At 44.8% G+C, this 21,619-nt stretch carries 23 protein-coding genes; 10 read left to right on the top strand and 13 right to left on the bottom strand.

The window, feature by feature from the left end; all coding sequences use genetic code 11:
- Positions 1 to 66: 66 nt before the first annotated feature.
- From rplU to HYV65_02680, 9 genes are all read right to left on the bottom strand, one after another.
- On the bottom strand, positions 67 to 465 hold the full coding sequence (rplU, locus tag HYV65_02640; protein ID MBI2463107.1) for a 50S ribosomal protein L21: 399 nt from the start codon (positions 463 to 465) through the stop codon (positions 67 to 69).
- Between the two features lie 63 nt (positions 466 to 528).
- Complete coding sequence (locus HYV65_02645) at positions 529 to 1,554, bottom strand: undecaprenyl/decaprenyl-phosphate alpha-N-acetylglucosaminyl 1-phosphate transferase (GenBank protein ID MBI2463108.1); 1,026 nt, start codon at positions 1,552 to 1,554, stop codon at positions 529 to 531.
- Between the two features lie 69 nt (positions 1,555 to 1,623).
- Entirely contained in the window at positions 1,624 to 1,971 is a 348-nt protein-coding gene (locus HYV65_02650) for a hypothetical protein (GenBank protein ID MBI2463109.1), read from the bottom strand.
- Entirely contained in the window at positions 1,968 to 3,104 is a 1,137-nt protein-coding gene (locus tag HYV65_02655) for a DNA recombination protein RmuC (protein ID MBI2463110.1), read from the bottom strand. Before HYV65_02655 ends, HYV65_02650 begins: the two co-directional genes overlap by 4 nt.
- A gap of 108 nt (positions 3,105 to 3,212) precedes the next feature.
- Positions 3,213 to 3,857 (bottom strand): GtrA family protein, encoded by a 645-nt coding sequence (locus HYV65_02660; GenBank protein MBI2463111.1) that lies wholly within the window; start codon positions 3,855 to 3,857, stop codon positions 3,213 to 3,215.
- Between the two features lie 209 nt (positions 3,858 to 4,066).
- Positions 4,067 to 5,572 carry a hypothetical protein gene (locus HYV65_02665; GenBank protein ID MBI2463112.1) on the bottom strand — a complete coding sequence of 502 codons (1,506 nt, stop codon included), beginning with the start codon at positions 5,570 to 5,572 and terminating at the stop codon, positions 4,067 to 4,069.
- Positions 5,573 to 5,718: 146 nt separating this feature from the next.
- Positions 5,719 to 6,342 (bottom strand): nicotinamidase, encoded by a 624-nt coding sequence (locus tag HYV65_02670; GenBank protein MBI2463113.1) that lies wholly within the window; start codon positions 6,340 to 6,342, stop codon positions 5,719 to 5,721.
- Positions 6,326 to 6,952, bottom strand: coding sequence for a nicotinate (nicotinamide) nucleotide adenylyltransferase (nadD, locus tag HYV65_02675; protein ID MBI2463114.1), 627 nt, complete (start codon positions 6,950 to 6,952; stop codon positions 6,326 to 6,328). The genes HYV65_02670 and nadD overlap by 17 nt, the downstream gene beginning before the upstream one ends.
- On the bottom strand, positions 6,949 to 7,782 hold the full coding sequence (locus tag HYV65_02680) for an NAD(+)/NADH kinase (protein ID MBI2463115.1): 834 nt from the start codon (positions 7,780 to 7,782) through the stop codon (positions 6,949 to 6,951). The genes nadD and HYV65_02680 overlap by 4 nt, the downstream gene beginning before the upstream one ends.
- A 587-nt stretch (positions 7,783 to 8,369) precedes the next feature.
- Here HYV65_02680 and atpB point away from each other — a divergent pair.
- The 9 genes from atpB (at position 8,370) to HYV65_02725 (ending at position 15,914) form a co-directional block, all read left to right on the top strand.
- Entirely contained in the window at positions 8,370 to 9,146 is a 777-nt protein-coding gene (gene atpB, locus HYV65_02685) for a F0F1 ATP synthase subunit A (protein ID MBI2463116.1), read from the top strand.
- A gap of 173 nt (positions 9,147 to 9,319) precedes the next feature.
- Positions 9,320 to 9,547: an ATP synthase F0 subunit C gene (gene atpE / locus HYV65_02690; protein MBI2463117.1), complete on the top strand. Its 228-nt coding sequence runs from the start codon at positions 9,320 to 9,322 to the stop codon at positions 9,545 to 9,547.
- A gap of 84 nt (positions 9,548 to 9,631) precedes the next feature.
- Positions 9,632 to 10,141, top strand: coding sequence for a F0F1 ATP synthase subunit B (gene atpF / locus HYV65_02695; protein MBI2463118.1), 510 nt, complete (start codon positions 9,632 to 9,634; stop codon positions 10,139 to 10,141).
- A gap of 125 nt (positions 10,142 to 10,266) precedes the next feature.
- Positions 10,267 to 10,644 (top strand): F0F1 ATP synthase subunit delta, encoded by a 378-nt coding sequence (locus HYV65_02700; protein ID MBI2463119.1) that lies wholly within the window; start codon positions 10,267 to 10,269, stop codon positions 10,642 to 10,644.
- A gap of 144 nt (positions 10,645 to 10,788) precedes the next feature.
- Positions 10,789 to 12,345, top strand: coding sequence for a F0F1 ATP synthase subunit alpha (locus HYV65_02705; protein ID MBI2463120.1), 1,557 nt, complete (start codon positions 10,789 to 10,791; stop codon positions 12,343 to 12,345).
- Positions 12,346 to 12,477: 132 nt separating this feature from the next.
- A complete protein-coding gene (gene atpG / locus HYV65_02710) occupies positions 12,478 to 13,455 on the top strand; it encodes an ATP synthase F1 subunit gamma (protein ID MBI2463121.1) in 978 nt (325 codons plus the stop codon).
- Between the two features lie 125 nt (positions 13,456 to 13,580).
- On the top strand, positions 13,581 to 14,972 hold the full coding sequence (gene atpD / locus HYV65_02715; GenBank protein ID MBI2463122.1) for a F0F1 ATP synthase subunit beta: 1,392 nt from the start codon (positions 13,581 to 13,583) through the stop codon (positions 14,970 to 14,972).
- 119 nt (positions 14,973 to 15,091) lie between these two features.
- Positions 15,092 to 15,328, top strand: a complete 237-nt coding sequence (locus HYV65_02720) for a F0F1 ATP synthase subunit epsilon (protein ID MBI2463123.1) — start codon at positions 15,092 to 15,094, stop codon at positions 15,326 to 15,328.
- Between the two features lie 133 nt (positions 15,329 to 15,461).
- Positions 15,462 to 15,914, top strand: a complete 453-nt coding sequence (locus HYV65_02725) for a hypothetical protein (GenBank protein MBI2463124.1) — start codon at positions 15,462 to 15,464, stop codon at positions 15,912 to 15,914.
- Positions 15,915 to 15,936: 22 nt separating this feature from the next.
- Here HYV65_02725 and HYV65_02730 read toward each other — a convergent pair whose 3' ends face one another.
- Positions 15,937 to 16,575: a non-canonical purine NTP pyrophosphatase gene (locus HYV65_02730; GenBank protein MBI2463125.1), complete on the bottom strand. Its 639-nt coding sequence runs from the start codon at positions 16,573 to 16,575 to the stop codon at positions 15,937 to 15,939.
- Entirely contained in the window at positions 16,575 to 18,050 is a 1,476-nt protein-coding gene (gene lysS, locus HYV65_02735; GenBank protein MBI2463126.1) for a lysine--tRNA ligase, read from the bottom strand. The genes HYV65_02730 and lysS overlap by 1 nt, the downstream gene beginning before the upstream one ends.
- A 357-nt stretch (positions 18,051 to 18,407) precedes the next feature.
- Between lysS and HYV65_02740 the strand changes: the two genes are divergently transcribed.
- Complete coding sequence (locus tag HYV65_02740; GenBank protein ID MBI2463127.1) at positions 18,408 to 18,947, top strand: GreA/GreB family elongation factor; 540 nt, start codon at positions 18,408 to 18,410, stop codon at positions 18,945 to 18,947.
- 70 nt (positions 18,948 to 19,017) lie between these two features.
- On the opposite strand, the gene greA is transcribed toward HYV65_02740, so the two are convergent.
- Complete coding sequence (gene greA, locus HYV65_02745) at positions 19,018 to 19,482, bottom strand: transcription elongation factor GreA (protein ID MBI2463128.1); 465 nt, start codon at positions 19,480 to 19,482, stop codon at positions 19,018 to 19,020.
- 81 nt (positions 19,483 to 19,563) lie between these two features.
- Entirely contained in the window at positions 19,564 to 21,501 is a 1,938-nt protein-coding gene (mrdA, locus tag HYV65_02750; protein MBI2463129.1) for a penicillin-binding protein 2, read from the bottom strand.
- Positions 21,502 to 21,619 lie beyond the last annotated feature (118 nt).

A 21,619-nucleotide genomic window follows, 5' to 3' on the forward strand; every position in this document is an offset into this window, starting at 1 on the left:
TAATTGCAACCAAGAGGACTGCGTTAAGCATAACTTGCCCTCTTGGACAATTACGGCATCTGTCTTCTATTTTTTCACGGTCTTCGCGCGAGTTCTGGTCTGCAGTTTGGCTGTGACAACTTTTTCTGACTTAACTACCGTCTTCGGAACAGCACCCTCTTCAATAGCCACAACTTCTACTTCCGTGAAAGGTTGGCGATGTCCCTTCAATTTCCTAGTGCGCTTTTTGCTTGTGTATTTAAATACAATAACTTTGTCTGCCTTGCCTTGCTCCGTTACCTTGCCACGGACAAACACACCTGGCACAAACGGCTGACCAACAACAACGCCTTTCGGTGAATCGTAAACAAGCACGGAATCAAAAATGACTTCCGCGTCTTTTTGAAATTCAAGCTTCTCCACCCGGACCCTTTTTCCAGGTTCTACTATATATTGCTTTCCTCCTGTTTTAATTACTGCAAACATAGTATTCTTTGTACCAAATAATAAACAATGCGTCAACATCGAGAATGCGGAATACAGTATTTATTACTCCGCGTCTTGTACGGTGTATTCGGTATTCTGTATGCTATTTTTAATCTCCGAATGTGTAAAATTTAATAAAATGGGCATAATACATACTGTAACAAGTACCGCGCCAGCGCTTACGAATCCCAGGCCATATAGACTACTTATAATACCTAACAGAGCAAAGACTGCGGTGCCACCAACATAAAGCAATACAATTTTCTTCGCGCCCCAGCCCATATCAACAAGCCGGTAATGCAGGTGGCGGCGGTCGCCTCCTTGCCACGGAAGACGTGCAGCTAAAATTCGCTGTGCGATAACGGAAAACCAGTCTCCCAGCGGCAAGGCAAAGGCGCATAGAAAAAGTGGAGTTAATTCCCACCTTATTGCCGGAGCGAGCGCGATTAACAATCCCATGCCCATGCTTCCCGCAGTACCCATGTATAAACGCGCCGGAGAATAGTTTAAAAATAAAAAACCGGCAAGCGATGATGCAAAAACAAACGAGTACAGCGCGTACAAGCCGTTACCAGCGAGCCAAAAAAATAATCCTAGAATCAACAAGCCAGTTATGCCCACGCTCGCAGCGAGCCCGTCAACGCCATCAACCCAATTAAAAGCATTCATTGAGTTAATCATAGCTATCGCAATAATTGCCATCCCGCCAATGCTTAAAAATGAAATGGTGTCGTGTCGCAGCTGAACGAAACTCAAAGCAATTGAGGCTGCTACAAAAATTTGCATAGCAAGCTGCGGAAAAGGAGAAAACCCCACGATATCATCAAGCAAGCCGAACAGCGCCAGGGAAAGAATTGCGAGCAAGATTATAATTGATTGCCCAGTATCTGCACCCATAACTAACGGCGCAATGATAAGCATCGGGGCAACAAAGGCGATTCCGCCCCACATTGCGATCTTGCTTCCATCTGTCAGTGTATAAATACCCATTTTAAGAGCATAATGCCCAACTATTTTAGCAACAAAAAAACTCACGGCACCAGCTGCGATCGCTAAAGCTGTTAGAAGTAGAAAAAAATCATCATTCATGTTTTGAGTATTCTGCGTTTTTCTGCGTAAAGTCTGCGTCTGTCCGCGAGTGCCGTTTTACCAACGGCACTAATATCCATTTACCGCGCGCAGCGATAGAACGCCAAAAAGAAAAATAATTTCGCAAATAATTCCACTAGACAAAAATGTTAACGATAGTGTTCTTTCGCGATGAAAAAATACGAAAGACAAAATAATGTTTATCGTAAATAATAGCAGCGCGAGCAGGGGTAAATATGAAAATGATGATGGATCTCCAACTTCTTCAATACCGCTAAGAATCGTATATCTAGTTACGAGTGGCGCATCGCTTTGTACGCGCGCAAGCAACGAGGTAATTGCATTCAGACCCAAAGCAATACCTAGAGCGGCGAAAACAAATTTATGGGAAATAAATATTCGTATTTGCGTAATCATTCTTCTATTACTTGCGCCTCTTCCAGTATGCTTGCCGGGGAACCATTTGCTTCCGGCAAAGTGTCGGCGCTTCTAATTTTATCTACTACGGATGTGAGTTTCTTTGCGCGTGTTACAGAAACTGTCTGATACTGATTTTGGACAGACTGGATGCGCGCGCCGAGCGTATCTACTTCTTTGTTGTATTTTTCGTACTCATCCTCAAATTGGCGGAATAAATTAGTGATTTGGCGGATATTTGTTTGGTATGTAAAATTGCGATATGCCTGAAAAATCATGCGTAAAATTGCCGTGAAGCTAAACGGGCCCGCGAGAATAACTTTTTTAGCCATTGCTTCATTCCATACGTCATATAGCTGATCGTAAATAAAGCTAAACACCATCTCATTTGGCACGAACAAAATTACAAAATCAACCGTGTTTTCTTCTGGATTAATGTAATCGCGCGTTGTTACCTCTTTAATTTTTTGTTTTACGTCGCTAGTAAATTGCTTGAGATAGTGCTGTTTGTCCACCTCTTTTTCCGATTCCTGAAATCGCAACAGCGCGTCCAGTGGAAACTTTACGTCAACGTTTACTTTTGTTTTGTCGGGAAGCAAAATAGTAAAATCTGGCCGCGTGGTAGTGTTCTCCTGCGCTTGCTCTACTAAATAAGTCTGTCCTTTCACAAAGCCAACAGCGCGGAGAAGATTTTCTGCCACTTCCTGGCCGTAATGTCCGCGCATTTGGTTATTAGAAAGGATAGAACGCAAGTTGTCCGTCGATTCTCTCAAACTACCCACCAAACTTTTATGCTCCTCTAAAACAGTGGATAACTTGCTAAATGCCATTACCTGCTTTTCATTTGTTCCCTGGTTTTGTTGTTGCGCCCGTACCAGTTCGCTATGGATTTTATCAATCGCCTCTTTTACGGAGTCTTTTTTATTTTCAATAAATTGCTCTTCTTTCTTCATTTTTTCCTCAAGCACATTAAAGGCATTTTGCAACTGTTCCATCATGCGTTCACGCTCAAAAGACATATTCCTTGAAGCTTCATTTGCCATCATGCGAACAAGCGGGCCGCGCAACGCGAAAAACAAGGCAATAGATATACCCACAGCAACGACCAGAATTATTATGAGTTCAGTAAACATGGCTGTTAAAATTTATTTATCGCAAATCTCAAATGGCAAAACTCAAATCGACATCGCAAATCTAAAATCTTCACAGTAGTTTTAAGATTTGAGTTGTAGTTTTGCGATTTAAGATTTGAAATTTGAGTTTCTTGTCGCAAAAACCCAGAACTTATACCCCACAAAGTTCCATAGCAAAGAAAGAATGGTCGCTGCGAGAAACCCAACATTGTCCCAGCGAGTTTGAGAAAGCCCGCCCATTGCAGGAATGTAATTTACAAAAAGAGTCGCGATGCCAACGTTAATTGCAAATCCTAATACGCTTACAACAACAAACTGCCCGAACTCTGTCGCGCCCCCACCGGCAGTTTTATGGAATGTCCAATATTTATTCCAAAAATAACTGTTTATTACCGCAACTATAAAGCCGACTGCCTTAAAGCCCGACACTTCCCATCCCACTACGATGCTAGTGAAAAAGATTAAGCTGTTAGTCACGCCAAAATCAACAGCTGTGTTTAATACCCCAACAAGCGCGAATTTAGCTCCCTGATACGCGATTGAAATATATTTATTCAGCCAAAACGCGACATATAGTCCGATAACCGAAAGAATTGGAAATACAAATGGCAGAGTGTTTGCAAATGGCAAATTAACCGCGATATTCTGCGCGATAAAATGAAATAAAACGGCGACAGCTTCACCGATGATTAAAGAGCCAACAATATCGCCCCAGCCGAAACGCTCCTGCATAACTTGAGTGTTGTTTTCCATGATTATACGAAAAAAATTAGTTAATAATTCTTATATGAGTTCTGAATAACGAATCATGAATCGTGCATGCGACTACGCTGTTAACTAGCATTCATAATTCGTGATTCACTATTCACGATTCAAAGTTCTGTAGTAATTATACTTCAAAACAAAAAGGGTTGCCATGTTAGCAGCCCTTTAGCTCTATGATTACAATTAGGTTGTACTGGTTACGCTGCGCGTTGTAGCGCTCGCACTCGCTCCTGCGCTTCTGCGCGCATTTGGCGGAATTTTGTCATCCATTCTGAAATCAGGGGAGAAAATTCGTAATGGGTGTATTGACTCCATGTCTCCTCGGCACGCCGAGCCTGACGCTGGAAATCCATATCCTCGCTGTAGACGATCCGACCTTTCCGTACCAGAGGTACGTAAAGCGGGATTCCGTCGATGTTCTCGCTTTCGTCAGCAACGACCATGCAGTCACCGCGACCATAAACTCGAATGATGCCCGGGACTGATTCTTTTCCAGGACTGTTCGAGAATTTGGTGTTTGGGTGTCCATTGGTCGACGACCGTTTGAACGCCGCAGACACCGTGTCGCGATGGAACGCCCTGTAATAATATCCGCCAGCACCAGGGAATAGCATCGTGGGCTCCACCCCGGTATGTTCCAGGAAGTATGCAAACACTTCGCGCACCTTGTCCGGTGTTACTTCATCCTCGAAGACGATGGTTCGACCCTCAATTCCCTCGGCCTTCATGCGCAGATAGATCTGCACGCATTGCGCTGCAATGTCGCCAGAGTCCACTCGAATTCCGAGAGCTCTTACCTCGATGTGGTTCTTGAAAACTCGGATGGCATTTTCCAGGCCAACTGTTTCTGCGTCGACTAGATCGCAGAGCAGCGACCCATTGCCATGTGCGGTGACGAACAACTCCATAGCCTCGCGCTCCGCTTGATCAAGACCCTTTAGGAAATCCTGCAAGGCACACATGAATTCATGCCCTATCGTTCCAATCGTCTTGAACAGCCAAGGAAACATGAATTCAGCGATATCCGCGGATGTAAGAATTCGGCTTCCGCCATTTCCAATATAGATAGCGAGAAGCTTGGCCATGGTCATCGGCTCATTGGGGTCGGCACGGTATCCAAATTCAGCGCTTCTGTCACCTGCCGCCTCGTGCATCAAACGGCCCTTGGTCGCATGAATCACTGGACCATAATACCGGCACATCTGAGGCTCCAGGAAAGACACAATGCCACCAACGCCCGTGAACACAAGAGCTGGCACGCCGGCAAGAAAAGTCTGCCCGCCGGGAAAGCCATCGATGTCGATCGGCAGGTAGATGTTCTGGCCTGACTGCGTGCGAAGAAGGTCATCAAAGATTTCTACTGGAAATAATGGCACCGCCGACTTGGTCGTGTACCAGTCGATGGCAAGCTCAATATCCCTGCGCTTTAACGGCTTCAGGAACCATTGCCGCAGCATCCACTCATGCCCTGCCATAATCAGGCGGTTGTTAGCACCTGTTTCAGGTAGGCCTTTGCGTAACGTAAGATGATATGCCGCAGGAGATCGAGAAAGATCGTAGTTGGCGCTCCACATGGTTCTCTTGTATGTGTCAGACGAAATAAATCCGCCCAATAAGAACCAACGCTGGAGAAATTCGCCAATCATTGCCTTGCGCTTAGCCCCTAACTCGCGCGATAGCGCCTCTGAATAAGAAGTTCTCATTGTCGCCCTCCTTCTTTGGCTCGCCGACTAGTCCGCCATAACTTTAGTGACGGCGGAAGCTTAAGCGTAGGCGGCTTTCCTTCCCACGCTTCTATGAAAAGAGCCCCGCACACGCAGGGCCCCGTTGTGAACAGATTGCGCCTATTCTACTTAACTTCTTGACTGTTGTCAATAAAAGTTCTCATTAACTTAACGCCAGCTTGCGCCATTTCCTCAAGAGCGCGGTCGCCATCACCCTCATGAATATCAACCGCGCGACATGCGTCCACGAGCAAAACGGTCGTAAATCCATTGCGAACCGCGTCTAGCGCGGTTGCTTTCACGCAGTAATCCGTTGCAAGACCTCCGATCCAGACTGTTTCTACGCCCTCGGTCTTCAATATCTCGGCGAGAGACAGGCCGTCATCACCCTGTTCCTCGTGCCCTTGGAACGCGGAATACGCGTCTTCGTCTTTTAATGTTCCCTTGGAGAGAACATGAGCGGTAGCAGGGAGATGAAGATCTGGATGAAATGCCGCGCCTTCGGTATCCTGAACGCAGTGCGTGGGCCATACTCCGCCAAAGTCAGCAAAATGACTTGTTTCGGCCGGATGCCAGTCACGCGAGGCGAATACGAGCACGTCCAACTGCTGCGCGAGTTCAAGCACAGCATTCAGCGCACTAATAACTTCATTGCCATTGGGAACGGGCAAAGACCCACCGGGACAAAAATCATTCTGAACGTCAACTACAATGATGGCTCCTCTGTAGCGTTTAGTCGCGTTTACCATAGCGCGCCTCCTCTGTGTTGCTATACAGTTCGTTCTGATTGATATAGTAGGCGATTTGTTCGCCTACAAGGCTAGCGACATCTTCATGCCTATGTATCAACTCGCGCGCGAGGGTGCTTGACTGGCATCTCACCTCGCTATCATGAAGACGAATAAATCTTTCTGGAACGTCGCTCTCACAAATTGGATAACCCGACCTATCAATCACGATGAACCTGATCATATTTTTGAGTTCGTCCCAGTTATGCCATTGCAGATATTCTCCGCGAGCGACAATATCCGAGCCGATTACCCAGAAAAATTCATAGTCTGGGTGACGCTCGCGTAAAGCCGCGACAGTGTCAGCAGTGTAGCTAACAACAGTACGCTCGCCTTCAATCTCGCATACGATAATCCCTGGCTCTTCCAAAAATTTTGTCATGGCAACACGATGGCGCCACGGCGCGAAGTCCGGCTTATTGAACGCGTGCGCAAATACAGGAATCAGCCATACTTCATCAACGAGCCCAGATTTCAGCACCGCCCGCGCCGCGGCCAAATGGCCAAGGTGCGGCGGGTTCGCGCTAAGGCCAAGGCAGCCGATACGCTTTTTGTTAGTGCTGTTCGTCATTCTAAGAGACCTGCTTTTTGATGCAGCGCGTCAATGAATTGATGGCTGCCAAAGCTGATAAAGTTAGTGCGTGTCTGTGACGCGCGCACAACTATCGTCTGGCCAACGTTAATATTGATAGCCGGGCTGCCATCAACCTTTAGAAAAGCGGCTTGATTTTGTCGTTCTGCCCGCGTTGCCACAAGGGTAATACGGATTATAGAATTAGGCGAAATGACTATTGGCTTAGCATTCAGTGCGATAGGCGCAACGGGCGTTACTAGCAAGCAATCCATGCTATACATAACAATTGGCCCGCCTGCCGACATGTTATAAGCAGTTGAACCAATAGGCGTTGCGATAACAACCCCATCGGCTACAAGTCGATTAAAGACAGTCTTTTCATCAACTTCTAGCTTAACAACTACCATGCCGTCCGGATGGCGCAGATACACGTCGTTAGCTGCGTGTTGAACACTGGAACTACCGTCGATAAGCACGTCCAGCATTAACCGTTTTTCCACGGCGAAGCTTCCCGCAATGACGCGAGAAAGCACCTCGCGCCAATCATCAGGCCCGGCGATAGTCAAAAATCCCTTATCGCCAGCATTGATGCCTAAAATCGGTATTTTTGTCGAAGCTAATGCGGATGCCGTGTGTATTAAATACCCATCGCCGCTCAAGACGACAACGAGGTCGTAGTGAGGAGATGGCTTAAATTTTTCGGTGAAGATTTCCGCCGTTACATTTTTTTGTTGTGCGAGCCACGCCGCAACCTCACGGGCCATTGTTTGCGCCTCCGGTTTTTTCGGATGAGCGATAATGCCGATGCGCCAGTTTTTAGCAGTCATTGCCATGCCTCCTTTGTAGCTTTGCATCGTTTTTATTTAGCCCACAATATCTCAAAGCTTGCTTTGAGATTAGCATAAACAGAAGCTAAAATATCCTGAGCGAGCTTGCGTTTACGCTGAGCCCGTCAAAGCGAGTCGAAGGATTACCTTCGGATACTCCGCTGCTTGCGGCGAGGTAATTAATTTGTAAATGTTCCGCTCGCAAAATATATCACAAAGACACTTTTTGCACATTCTTTGTGTATATTTAACACTATATATCCGTGCGTAAAATTTAGCAAGCCCCAAGAGGTTGATAGCGAGATATCCTAATAGCAATATATTTTTGATAAGATTGGCACTATATTATTGGTACTGATCATGTAGACAAACCTCTAACAGGGCAAGAGCTATTACAAACAACGGCACAATCATTGATTTGACACAAACGCCTCTATGGGTAACAATATCATTAGAGGCGTTTGTGCCTCAATTCAAAAACAACTAGCGCGGAACTGCCATCTCTTTTGATAGGTCGGAAATCTACATAGCGAACGGGTATCCTTGGCCGGTTATCGGTGAAGGCTAGCGGTTCGATATGTAGGAGATTGGCGTCTGCGCGTAATTCTTACGCGGTGGAAATCTCTTTTGCGGCTGAGACCATAGGGCATCTCGGCGGACTCCCCATCACCAATAGTTTGTTAATGTCCTGGATAACCATGGCTATTCTTTTTGTTGTTGGGCTTATGGTCGGATATCGTCCAACCCTTATTCCTGGACGCTTGCAGAATGCCTTTGAAATGATAATAGATACTATGCTGAACTTTTTTGCAGAGATCATGGGATCCCGTAAAGAAGCGGAAAAGGTCTTTCCGATTGTTTTTACGTTTTTTATTTTCATTCTTCTATCTAATTGGCTTGGTATTCTGCCTGGCATTGGCGCGATTGGATTTGAAGAAACAGCAGAAGGCGCGGAACATGGTACAAAGTTCATTCCCCTCTTGCGTTCTTCATATAGCGACCTTAATATGACCTTGGCGCTTGCGATTTGCTCGCTTGTGATAACTCATATTATAGGCATCAGCGCCATTGGTATCGGAAAGCATATCGGTAAATTTATTTCTTTCAAGAGCCCCATGGCTTTTTTCGTGGGAATATTGGAAACCATAGCGGAGGTCGCGAAGATCCTTTCATTCTCGTTTCGATTGTTTGGTAATGTGTTCGCGGGTGAGGTTTTGCTTACTGTGATGCTGTTCTTAATGCCCTATATAGCGCCCGCACCATTTTTGGGAATGGAACTGTTTGTAGGATTTATTCAAGCGCTAGTATTCTCTATGTTAACTTTGGTATTCATTAAAGTCGCTATGATGCAAACAGAGCATTAGTTTAAATTAAAAATTAAAAGTCAAAAATTTAAAATTATAGTATATACGTCGCGCGGAGCGCGCGACACCATAATTTTTCACTTTTCATTTTTAACTTTTAATTATCAGGATAATTTATTAATTAATTTCATGGCTTTCAATCATAATAAATAAATTGATAGCCAAAAAAGTTTATGGAACAAGATACATTTAAAAATCTTGCGAGCGCGCTAGCTATTGGCCTTGGAGCCCTTGGCCCTGGTCTTGGCGTTGGCATTCTTGCGGCAAAAGCAATGGAGGCAATCGGCCGAAATCCGGAAGCCGCTCCTAAAGTGCAAACTGCCATGATTTTGGCAATCGCGTTTGCGGAAGCTATCGCGATATACGCATTGGTTGTTGCTTTGATTATCAAGTTTGTTTAGTCGCTGCTAACCGCAAACCGACGACCGCATACTGCCACTCGGCGACGGTTGACGGTTGGCGGTAGTCGGTCGACAGCATTAGCTATGTCCGAACTTCTCACAAGTCTTCACATCGATTGGCACATTCTGCTCGCGCAGATAGTGAATTTTTTGATTCTTCTTTTTTTGCTCGCCAAGTTTGCTTATAAACCAATAATTAAGCTTTTAAACGAACGTCGAAAGATGGTTGAAGATTCCGTTGAGCGCGCGCAGGCAATTGAACAAAAATTCCAAGAATTTAAGGAATATCGCGCTAAACAGCTTCAAGAAGTACGCAAAGAAGCCCAGCAGATACTAGTACAAGCGCATGAGTCAGCGGAAAAAGAAAAAGAAGATATTCTTGCCAAAACACGTAAACAGCTGGATGTACTTTTTACGCGAGCAGAAAAGCAAATTGAACAGCAAAAGGTTGAAATGGTGGCGAACGCGGAAAAAGAAATCGTAACCCTGCTTATTCCTTCGCTGACGCGAGTATTGAAAGATTCGGTAGACGAGCAGACGCAAAAGACTATTTTGGATCAAGCCGCAAGGCGCATTAAAACGATGTACTCGTAACAAAATCTCAAAATGCAAATCTCAAATCGCAAAACTACAACTCAAATCGCAAAACTACGAACTGTGGCGATTTTAGATTTGCGATTTCGATTTGAGATTTAACATTTTAGATTTGAGATTAAAATATGCAATATTCTCCTCGTTTTTACGCCAAAGCATTAGTTGCTTCGCTAAAAGAAGTATCGCCAAAAGAGCAGGGCGCGATTATTAAGCGTTTTGCAAAAATGCTGGAACAACAAAAAGCGCTTGGGCTAGCCAAGCAGATTTACGCGGCAGTAGAAACAGAGCTTGCAGAAGAGAAAAAAAAGAATACCGCAAGAATTGTCACCGTCACTTCTCTATCCGAATCAGAAAAAAAGAAAATGAAAGAGCAATTTCCCGCGAAAGAATACGAATTTACTACAAATTCCGAATTGATTGGCGGGTTGGTGGTGCAGCATGGGACGAGGCTATATCAGGCAACTTTGCGGAAAATACTGGAGGGCTTAACCTCAAGTATTTAAAAATATAATTATAATACTAAATGTCAAAATCCAAATTACAAATGTCAAATCAATGTCAAAGTTCAAAAATCAAAAATTTTGACATTAAGTCATTTGGATTTCATTTGTAATTTGAAATTTGGACTTTGAAATTTATTCGCTACTATGGATTCCTTAATCCAAAAACTGCAAAAAGAATTAGAGGGATACAAATCTCCGACCATGGCTTCGGAGTCTGTTGGTCGTGTAGAAAAAATGTACGATGGAATTGCGATTTGCTCCGGCATTGACGAAGCGCTTGCTTCTGAAATGATCGAGATTTACCCGCGCACAGCCGGAAAAAATTCAGAAGACGTAAAAGGCGCGCCGCTTTTTGGCCTCGCGCTTAATATTGAAGAAAGCCAGATCGGAGTCGTGGTGCTTGGTGATTACGCGCAAATCCAAGAGGGCGATGTTGTAAAAACTACAAAACGCGTACTGGAAGTGCCTGTCGGCGAGGAGTTACTTGGCAATGTTGTAAATGCTCTGGGACAATCGCTTGAAAATAAAGCTTTAAATACTAAAACCCGCTACCCTGTTGAGCGTGTGGCGTCTGGCGTTATTAGCCGCGAGGCAGTTAACGAGCCAATACAAACAGGTATTAAAGCGATTGATTCCATGATTCCTATCGGCCGCGGCCAGCGTGAGCTTATCATCGGTGACCGTCAAATTGGGAAAACCGCTCTCATCATAGACACCATCTTAAGCCAGCTCAATGAACCAGAAGACAAGCGTCCGTATTGTATTTATGTTGCTATCGGCCAAAAGGCATCCAAAGTTGCAAGGGTCGTGCAGACTCTGCGCGAGCGTGGAGCTATGGAATACACTATAGTAGTAGCTTCATTCTCGTCTGATCCCGCGGCTCTTTGGTATATCGCGCCTTACGCCGGATGCGCAATCGGCGAATATTTTATGGACAAAGGCAAGGATGCGATTGTTTTTTACGACGATCTCACCAAGCACGCGTGGGCTTATCGCCAAATGTCACTTTTACTTCGCCGCCCGCCAGGTCGCGAGGCATATCCTGGCGATGTTTTCTATTTGCATTCTCGCCTACTTGAGCGTTCCGCAAAGCTTAACAAAGAACTTGGCGGCGGTTCGCTCACCGGTATTCCCGTAATTGAAACCCAATCGGGTGATGTGTCCGGCTACATTCCAACTAATGTTATTTCCATTACCGACGGCCAGATTTATCTTGAGCCAAACCTTTTCTACAAAGGCATCCGCCCCGCGCTTAATGTCGGTCTTTCCGTGTCGCGCGTGGGTGCGGCGGCGCAAACAAAAGCAATGAAGAAAGTTGCGGGCAAACTTCGCCTGGAGCTTGCGCAGTATCGCGAACTTGCCGCTTTCGCGCAGTTTGGCTCTGATCTTGATGAGGCAACACAGAAACGATTGCGCCGCGGTGAAAGATTGAGTGAGCTGCTAAAGCAAGGCCAGTACGTCCCAATGGCTTGGTATAAGCAGACGCTTTCTATTTATGCCGGAGTAAATGGCTTACTAGACCAGGTGCCCGTGAGCGATGTTCAACGCTGGGAGAGCGAGTTTCATACATATTGCGATGCATACGCGGCTGATATGCTTGAAAAGATGAAAGAAAAGAGAGAGATTACGCCCGAGATTGATGAGCTGATTAAGGCGGCAATTATGGAGTTTAATGGACAGTTTGTGACTGGAAAACAATAGCTTACTAAATGTCAAAATCCAAATTACAAATGTCAAATCAATGTCAAAGTTCAAAATTCAAAAATTTTGATATTAAGTCATTTGGATTTCATTTGTAATTTGACATTTGGACTTTGAAATTTTATTAGCTTTATGCCTATCTCCACTCGTGAAGTAAAAAATCGCCAGCGTTCCATTTTTAATATTCGCCAGGTTACAAAAGCCATGGAGATGGTTTCAGCATCCAAAATGCGTAAAGCCCAAATGATTGCCTTACGCACTCGTCCGTATGCTTACAAGGCGCTGGAAATGCTCTCGCATTTAACCGCCGAAGAGATTGACCAAGAGATTGGAAACACTGGAAATATATTTATCGCGCCAAAGAATGCTTCTCCCGCAGAGCTTCTTCGCAATCCCAAGGGCAAGGTGCTTATAGTTGCCATAACGTCAGACAAAGGACTTATCGGCGGCCTTAATGCCAACGTAATGAAAGAAACTTTGGCAATCGTTCGCCAGTATCAAAAACAAGATACGCTAGTGGAGCTAATTCTTGTTGGTGAAAAAAGCAAAGCATCGTTTCAGCGGCTGGGCGTGCCAATAGAAAAAGTTTTTACTGGCGCGGGAGACTACGCTACTACCGAGCAGACTATGCCTATCGCAGAACTTATTCGTAATAGATACGAGGCAGGCTGGGTTTCTCGCGTCGTAGTTGTGTATTCCGAATTTATTTCTACTTTGAAGCAGCGCGTCACGCATCGTTTGTATCTTCCAGTAACGGCAAAAATTTTAAACGACGTGATTAATGACATTATTCCTCAAACCGGAAAGTTTTCCGAACTGCGAAACGAGGAGTATGCGACAGAAAAAACAATGCCAGATTTTACATACGAACCAAATAAACAAGAGCTTATTTCCACGCTAGTCCCCTTCTTTCTTGATTTGTACTTGTATCATATTATTTTAGAATCTAATGCTTCAGAGCATTCAGCGCGCATGGTGGCAATGAAGAGCGCGTCGGATAACGCCAAAAACCTCCTTGATACACTGACACTTACATATAATAAAGCGCGCCAAGCTGCTATTACGCGGGAAATTAGCGAAATTACGGCAGGCGTGGAGGCGATGAAATGATATTGACTGTCAACCGCATACCGACTACCGCATACTGCTTACCGCTTGCCGATACGACGGTAGTCTGTCGACGGTTAGCGGTAGTCGGTATGCGGTAAGCAGAAATAAAAATTAATATACATAATATGAAGGGAGTTATCACACAAATCATCGGTCCGGTCGTTGACGTAGAGTTCAGTGATGGAGCTAGTCCTGAGCTTGTCGAAGGGCTTCCAGAAATTTATGAGGCACTGCGTATTGAGCGCGAGGGAGCAGATCCTTTAATTCTTGAAGTGGCGCAGCATCTTGGTTCATCGCATGTGCGCGCGGTCGCCATGGGCGGCACAGACGGTTTGCGCCGAGGGCTAGCAGTAGAATCAACGGGCGCGCCTATTTCTGTCCCCGTGGGAGAAAAAACATTAGGCAGAATTTTTAATGTCCTTGGCGAAACAATAGACAACGAAGGGCCTGTTACAACGGAAAAGAAAATGTCCATTCATCGCGCGGCGCCAACCTTTGCGGAACAAGCAACTGAAACAGAAATTCTTGAAACCGGCATTAAAGTTATTGACCTCATCGCGCCTATTACCAAGGGTGGTAAGGTGGGACTATTTGGCGGAGCGGGCGTAGGAAAAACTGTTCTGATTCAGGAGCTTATCCGCAACATCGCGCAGGAGCACGGCGGCTATTCAGTATTTGCGGGTGTAGGAGAGCGTACTCGTGAAGGTAACGACCTTTATCACGAAATGAAAGATTCTGGGGTGTTAAAGAAAACCACCATGGTATTCGGCCAGATGAATGAAGTTCCTGGCGTGCGCCAGCGCGTGGCGCTCACCGGCCTCACCATGGCTGAATATTTCCGAGATGATGAAGGTAAAGACGTTCTGTTCTTTATTGATAACATCTTCCGCTTCACGCAGGCCGGATCAGAGGTTTCGGCACTACTTGGCCGTATGCCATCGGCAGTAGGATACCAGCCGACACTCGCCACAGAAATGGGCGAGCTTCAAGAGCGTATCACCTCAACCAAGAAAGGGTCTATTACATCAGTGCAGGCAATTTACGTTCCTGCCGACGATCTCACTGACCCGGCGCCTGCCACAACATTCTCCCACCTTGATTCCACCATCGTTTTGAGCCGCGCTCTCACCGAGCTTGGCATTTATCCTGCCGTTGATCCGCTGGATTCTTCATCAACAGTGCTTGACCCAATGATTGTCGGCCAGGAGCATTACGACACAGCGCGCGCCGTGCAGAGTATTCTTCAGCGCTACAAGGATTTGCAAGATATTATCGCCATTTTGGGCATGGAAGAACTTTCTGATGAAGATAAAGTTGTGGTACGCCGTGCAAGAAAAATTCAGAAATTCCTTTCCCAGCCATTCTTTGTCGCGGAAGGATTCACCGGCACGTCAGGAAAATACGTTACCCGCGAGGAAACAGTGAAAGGCTTTAAGGCAATTATTGATGGCACATACGACGATGTTCCAGAAGAGAATTTTTATATGAAGGGAGGGATAAATGAAGTATCGGCTTAACTATCTCAAAACGCAAATCTTAAATCGCAAAACTAAAACTCAAATCTGAAAACTACGGCGAAGATTTTAGATTTGCGATTCAGATTTGAGATTTGCCATTTGAGATTTTAGCTTTATTTATGCATCTAACCATTCTCAACCTAAACGAAACCCTCTACGATGGCGAAGCAAGCGGCATCACTGCCCCTGGTACTGTTGGTGAGTTTACCGTACTTCCCCATCATATAGACCTTTTAACGTCTCTTAAAAAAGGCGTAATTACCGTGCATACAAAAGGCGTGGAAAAAACCTATATTGAAGCCCCGCGCGGCGGGATTTTTGAGCTGGCGGGTGAGAAGGCGACTATACTGTTGTAATCTCAAAATGTAAATCTTAAATCGCAAAACTAAAACTCAAATCTGAAAACTACGGCGAAGATTTTATATTTGCGATTCAGATTTGAGTTTTGCCATTTGAGATTTTAGATAAAATAGTAATTTAACTAATTCTATGGAAAAACAAGAAACCAAAATAATCCCCGTATCTCATGAATTATTGAGCAGCCACTCCTGCCCCGCCACAGTCGTAATGTGCATGGATTTTCGCTTTGTTAAGGCAACGCAGGAATTTGTGCAAAAAAACCTTGCAACTCCAAATTTTGATTTGTTGATTGCACCCGGTTGCATAAAGGGCTTGCTTCAAGAAGGCACGCTAAAAAATTATTTGTTGGAAAATATAGCGCTATCAATCAAGCTGCATCTTACGCATGAGTTAGTCCTAGTCTGCCACTCCACTTGCGGCGCATACGGCATCCCGGATAGGGCGCAAGAACACGAACAGCAAGAAAAAGATCTCGCCGAGGCCGCAAAAATCCTAACAGAATCATTCCCATCGCTTTCTATTCATGCTTGTATTGCAAACGGTGATGCGGAGAAAGAAGAAATAGTATACGAAAATATATAACAACTTAAACAAAAAATCCCGCTTAGGCGGGATTTTTTGTTTCTATTTTTACTTCTTTATTCAACAACGGCAGAATCACCGGCCTCGCCGCTTCCAGCGCATATCTGCGGTGAGTGATTTTTGCTTCTTCTTCCAGCGGAAGCTCGCCTAATGTTTTGCCCAGCTCCGGCATGTAGAAAATTGTGCGAAAGGGATAGCCGGAAATGCGCATCGGGACTGGCTCTGTGGTGATGTAACCGTTAAGCCGGCCTTCAAAAGTTGGGGTTTCTTTAATTTCTTTTAGCGCAAAGGCAATCTCAACCACAAAATGCGCCGTGCGCTTTTCCTGTGGCACACCATCTAACTTTTTGAGTGTTAGCGCAATCAATTCTTCATCCGTTGCTTCATGGCCGGGCCAGCGGCGTGAATATATTCCTGGCTCGCCGTTAAGATAGTCAATTTCAATTCCCCCATCATCAGCCAACGTAGGCAAACCGCTAAGCGCGAAATAAAACTGCGCTTTTTTTATTGCATTTTCCTTGAACGTCTTTCCATCCTCCTCACATTTTTTATCACCAAGACCAACATCATTCAAAGATAAAAGCTCGCATCCCCAGTCGCGCAAAAGGATGCGATATTCTTCCAGTTTTCCATTGTTGGTTGTGGCGATTAAGAGTTTCATCACTCAGTATTCTGTTTTTTCTGCCTCATCGTCGGAAACAAAATTACCTCTCTCAAGCTGTGAGTATTGGTAATAAAGGCAGTTAATCTATCGAGGCCAAAGGCAAAGCCAGCGGCCGGGGGCATGCCGTATTCCATGGCTTCAACGTAGCTCTCATCCATTCTCTGCGCCTCCGCGTCTCCTCTTTTATGCAAGTCTTCTTGATCTTCAAAGGCTTTGCGCTGAAGCACTGGGTCGTTCAGCTCTGAAAATGCGTTTACAAGCTCCCAGCCATCAATGACAAGCTGGAACCTTGCGGCGTACGCGGGGTTATCTTCTAAAGCTTTGGCAAGCGGCGTAAGCTCAATTGGCTGATGAATAATAAACGTTGGATTTTTAATTTCCGGTTTACAGGCTTTTTTGTACAGCAAATCACCGATCTGCCCTTTAGTGGCAAATTCTTCTACTGCTATTCCGAGTAACTCCGCCTTCTTTTTTAGAGCATCTCTGCTTAATGTTTCGTAATCAATATCAAGATATCTATTTAATAATGCCGTAAACTCAATCCTCGGCCAAGGAGTTTCTAGATTTATACTTTTCCCTTCGTGCTCAAATTTTGGGTAAGTTCCTAGTTTCTTAAAAATATGCGTAAACATCTTTTCTGAAAACTTCATCAATTCTTTGTAGTCAGCATAAGCCCAGTAAAATTCCAATGCAGTGAACTCGGGGTTATGCGAAAAATCCATTCCTTCGTTACGGAATAATCGCCCTATTTCATATACTTTTTCAAATCCTCCCACAAGCAGCTTTTTCAGATCAAGCTCTGGCGCCACGCGAAGATACAAATCCATATCAAGCGCGTTTAAATGTGTTTTAAATGGCTTGGCAGACGCGCCGCCGGGAATTGGCTGAAGAATAGATGTTTCAACTTCCATAAAGCCCGCGCCGTCCAGAAATTCGCGCGTTGCTTTTACTATCGTGCTGCGCGCTTCAAATACTTTGCGGGTTTCCCCGTTCATCAACAAATCCAAATATCGCTTGCGGTAACGTTCTTCAACATCCTGCAAACCATGCCATTTTTCCGGCAAAGGCCGCGTGGCTTTAGAAATAACTTTTAGGGATGCCACCTGTAAAGTTTGCTGTCCTGATTTAGTGATAAACAAAATGCCGCGGATTTCAATAAAGTCACCGACGTCAACAAAATCGCCAATCTCGTCGTATTTGCCCGCTCCCAGCTGATCGCGCCCAGCAAAAAACTGAAAGGTTCCCGTGCCATCCTGAATATCGCCAAAAGTTGCTCCGCCATGGCGGCGCATAGTGAGAACACGCCCCGTCAAAACAACTTCCTTTTCGCCATCAACTAGCTTCTTAAACCCCTCCTGCGCCTCTAAAACGGTATGCGTGCGCTTCGTATATATGGGATATGGTAAATTGCCCCCAGAAAGCATCTTATGTCGCTTCTGCAGCTGGCTTTGTTGGTAGTCTTCAAGTGCCATAGTAATTACTATTATAGACGTTACTAAACATTTCGCAAATCTTTTGTATAGTAACCCCTTGCACCCCCAGATAATGATTGGCTTACATAAACCATTTTTGAAGACGCATGAGCAGTTATTGCCAACCGTTCCATTGCCCCTTCATTGCTCCATTGTTTCATTGTCTTATGGTTACACAAACAATGAATCAATGGAGCAATGGAGCAATGAAGCAATGTAAGCTGGTGAGGTTTAACCTCAACGTAAAGTCATTTATGAGAGGGTGTGAGCAGTTACTCGTTATGTCATTTACAAATTTTGTTTATATGTTATACTCGTTTCATTGTCGGAGGTATATATTCATAGGAGGAAAACGTGATGTCTGTACAGAATTTCACCGCAACGGTTAAGGACCTTGCATTCGATACAGTCATCGCTTCGTTGGAAGATGAGATTGTACAATACCACGCCAAGCTTAGGCGGGGCATAGAATGCTTGCAAGGTGCGCGAGCCGCGCTCGACCAACCCGATGAATACTTAGACCGCGTAGAGACTATTCGTAAAAATGAAGAATGCTTGGAACGAATACGACAAGCCGAGCAGTACCTCAGGGAAGTTAAGCGCCTCTCTCTTGAGCGCAAATGCGATATCGTACAAACAGGAGCTTTGGTTGAGGTTGTGGACGGCGACAATCCACCGGAGATATATTTTGTTCTCGTTGCAAACATGGGAATTGACTATGCTTCCAGAAGGGCTGGTATAGTAAATAGACAATTTATTATTGAGGGAGTTAAGGTTATTGGCCTTAACCCGCAAGCCCCCGTTGGAAAGGCGCTGCTCGGTCATCGAGCCGGTGATACCATAACGGTGCAAACACCGGGCGGACCTCGCACGATCCAAATAAATTCAGTCGCCTAGCGTAGCGTAGCGCAACTAAACAAAACCCCGCCAGCACACTTGGCGGGGTAATTTATTTTAGTTTAAGAGTTTACGCTAGCATTATTTTTGTAATCTTATATTGCTTACTTCCACTTGGTGTAAATATATCAACCGTTTCACCTATTCTGCGCCCAAGCATAGCTTTACCAAGCGGCGATTCAGAAGAAATTTTATTAGTAATTGGATCTGCTTGCTCTTTGCCCACCAATACAAAAGTACGCTTTTGCTCATCTGCGATTACCTCAATCGCGCATCCGATTTCTATCAATTCTACGCCACTTGTAGTTTTAGTGACAACCTGAGCATTGCGCAGCACCTCTTCCAGTTCATCAATGCGACCCTCCAAAAACGCCTGATCTTCCTTTGCTTCCATGTATTCGGCGTTTTCCGAAAGATCGCCAAAAGAAGCTGCCTCTTTCAGGCGACTTGCAATTTCCGCACGCTTTGTAGTTTTAAGTTCATTAAGCTCTTTGCGAAGCTGTTCTAATCCTTCTTTTGTGAGATAGTCCATCATATTAGTTTTTAATTTAAAAGGTATACAAATCTCTCTACGAGTAACCGCAATGAAAGTATTATACATGTCCAGTGCTTATGGTCAACGTGTGGACAAAGGATGCGCCTCGTTATATTTTTGCAAAATATCTCGCGTAACATACACTGCTTCCGCGCTTTCTCCTCCTCTCTCCATCATAACCAAAATAACAAGCCGAGGATTATCATATGGCGCGAACCCCACAAACCACGCATGGTTGTCACCGGCAGTTGCTTGCGCCGTTCCAGTTTTGCCCGCCATATTAAACGGCAAAACTCTCAAAGATTGGCTGGATCCTGAAGTTACAGCCATACGCATGCCTTCTTGCACCACTTTATAAATATCTGACGAAAAAGGAAGGGTTCGCCGCGCCCAGTTCAAAACAGTATCTTGAATACTACTAACAACATGGGGAATAAAATATGTGCCGCTATTTGCAATTGAAGAAATACTCGCCGCTACTTGAAGCGGCGTCGCTATCACATCCCCCTGCCCTATGCTTGCGTGATAAGTATTCCCAATAAACCAATCCTCGCCCTTTGATTTTTTCTTCCATTGTGGCGATGGTACAAAGCCATTCCCCTCGCCGGGTAAATCAATGCCTGTTTTAAATCCCCAATTGAATATTTGTAAATATTTAGCTATACGATCAATGCCTAGACCTTGTTGGCCCATATAACCACCGCCGATAATATAAAAATACACATCCGACGATACTGCGAGGGCTTTACGCATATCTACGGGTCCATGATTCTTCCAATCTAAAAATGTATAGCTTACGGAAGGATCGTATATGCTTGGGACTGTAATAGAGCCGCGAGTCTCAATAATCTTGTTAGGATCTATCACATGCTCTTGCAGTGCCGCCGCGGCAAGAAGTGGCTTAATAACCGAACCGCTCGGATACGATCCTGCCGTAGCACGATTAATAAATGGATTTGATGAATCATTAATAAGCGCGTTATATTCATCGTAGTTAATGCCTTTTACGAAGCTGTTGGGGTCAAAGCTCGGCAGGCTAACAAGCGCGCGCACAGCGCCGTCTTTAGGATCAATAGCAACGACGCTTCCTGCTTTCAAGTCCCTTTCTTTAAGCGCGGCTGATAAAGTATCGTACGCGATTTTCTGCAGATCTATATCAATCGTCGTATTAACTGTCTGCCCTTTTTGGGGTTGAGAAATTACCCGTTCGCCTAAAGTTTGCCCTTTGGCATTGATAAAATTTGCCGCCATGCCGGGTACTCCACGCAATTCTTTTTCATAAGTCAATTCAAGACCATATTTTCCAATCCGATCATCCGCGATATAATTTACGTCATTGTACTTAAAAAGCTCGTTGGGAGTAATGGGAGCAGTATAGCCCAAGACATGCGCGGTATATAATCCGTACGGATAATAGCGCATAGGATGCTCGCGAAATGCAATGCCGACAATATCACCGATTTGCCCTTGAATCACGCTCACTTCCTCAATAGAAAGATTGCGAGCAAGAATAGCGCGGGCAATATTTTTTTGTTTCACGTCATCAATTTTTGTTTGAATTATTTTAGCTCCGTCTTCATTTCGGCCAAGCGCTTGCGCCAACACGCTAATCTGCTCTTGTGTTGCCTTCATGTCTTTGGGTCGTAATTCCACATCAAACCCTGAAATACTTGTAGCCAGAACCCTTCCCTTGTAATCGAAAATATCCCCGCGGGGCGCTTGTAGGGTAAACGTCCTCTCCGCGTTTTGCGCCGCCATCGTGGCATATTTTCCACCCTGGCCAAAATTTAAATATACAACATACAAAAATAAAAATAAAAAAATAGCAAATGTAACCAATTGAATCGCGATCGGAATAAAATTAGGCGTCGAAATTTCCAATTTTTTTTCTTGTTCGTAAGATGAATCTTTATCCAGAACAAATGATGCGTCGGGGAATATTTCCTCGGGCTCAATTGATTCTTTGCTTTGACTAATAGTGCCAAGGGAATCAAGACTATTTTTTCGGTGGAAGAACATTATATTTAATCTCAAATCTTAAATCACAAATTTCAAATCTAAATCTTAAATGTAAAATCTTCGACGTCAGATTAAAAGTTTTTCCGCCAGAGGCGCCTGCCCGCCTCTGGCGGGGATC

This window comes from Candidatus Spechtbacteria bacterium (assembly GCA_016188605.1).
In the GTDB taxonomy this organism is placed as follows: Bacteria; Patescibacteriota; Minisyncoccia; order Spechtbacterales; family JACPHP01; genus JACPHP01.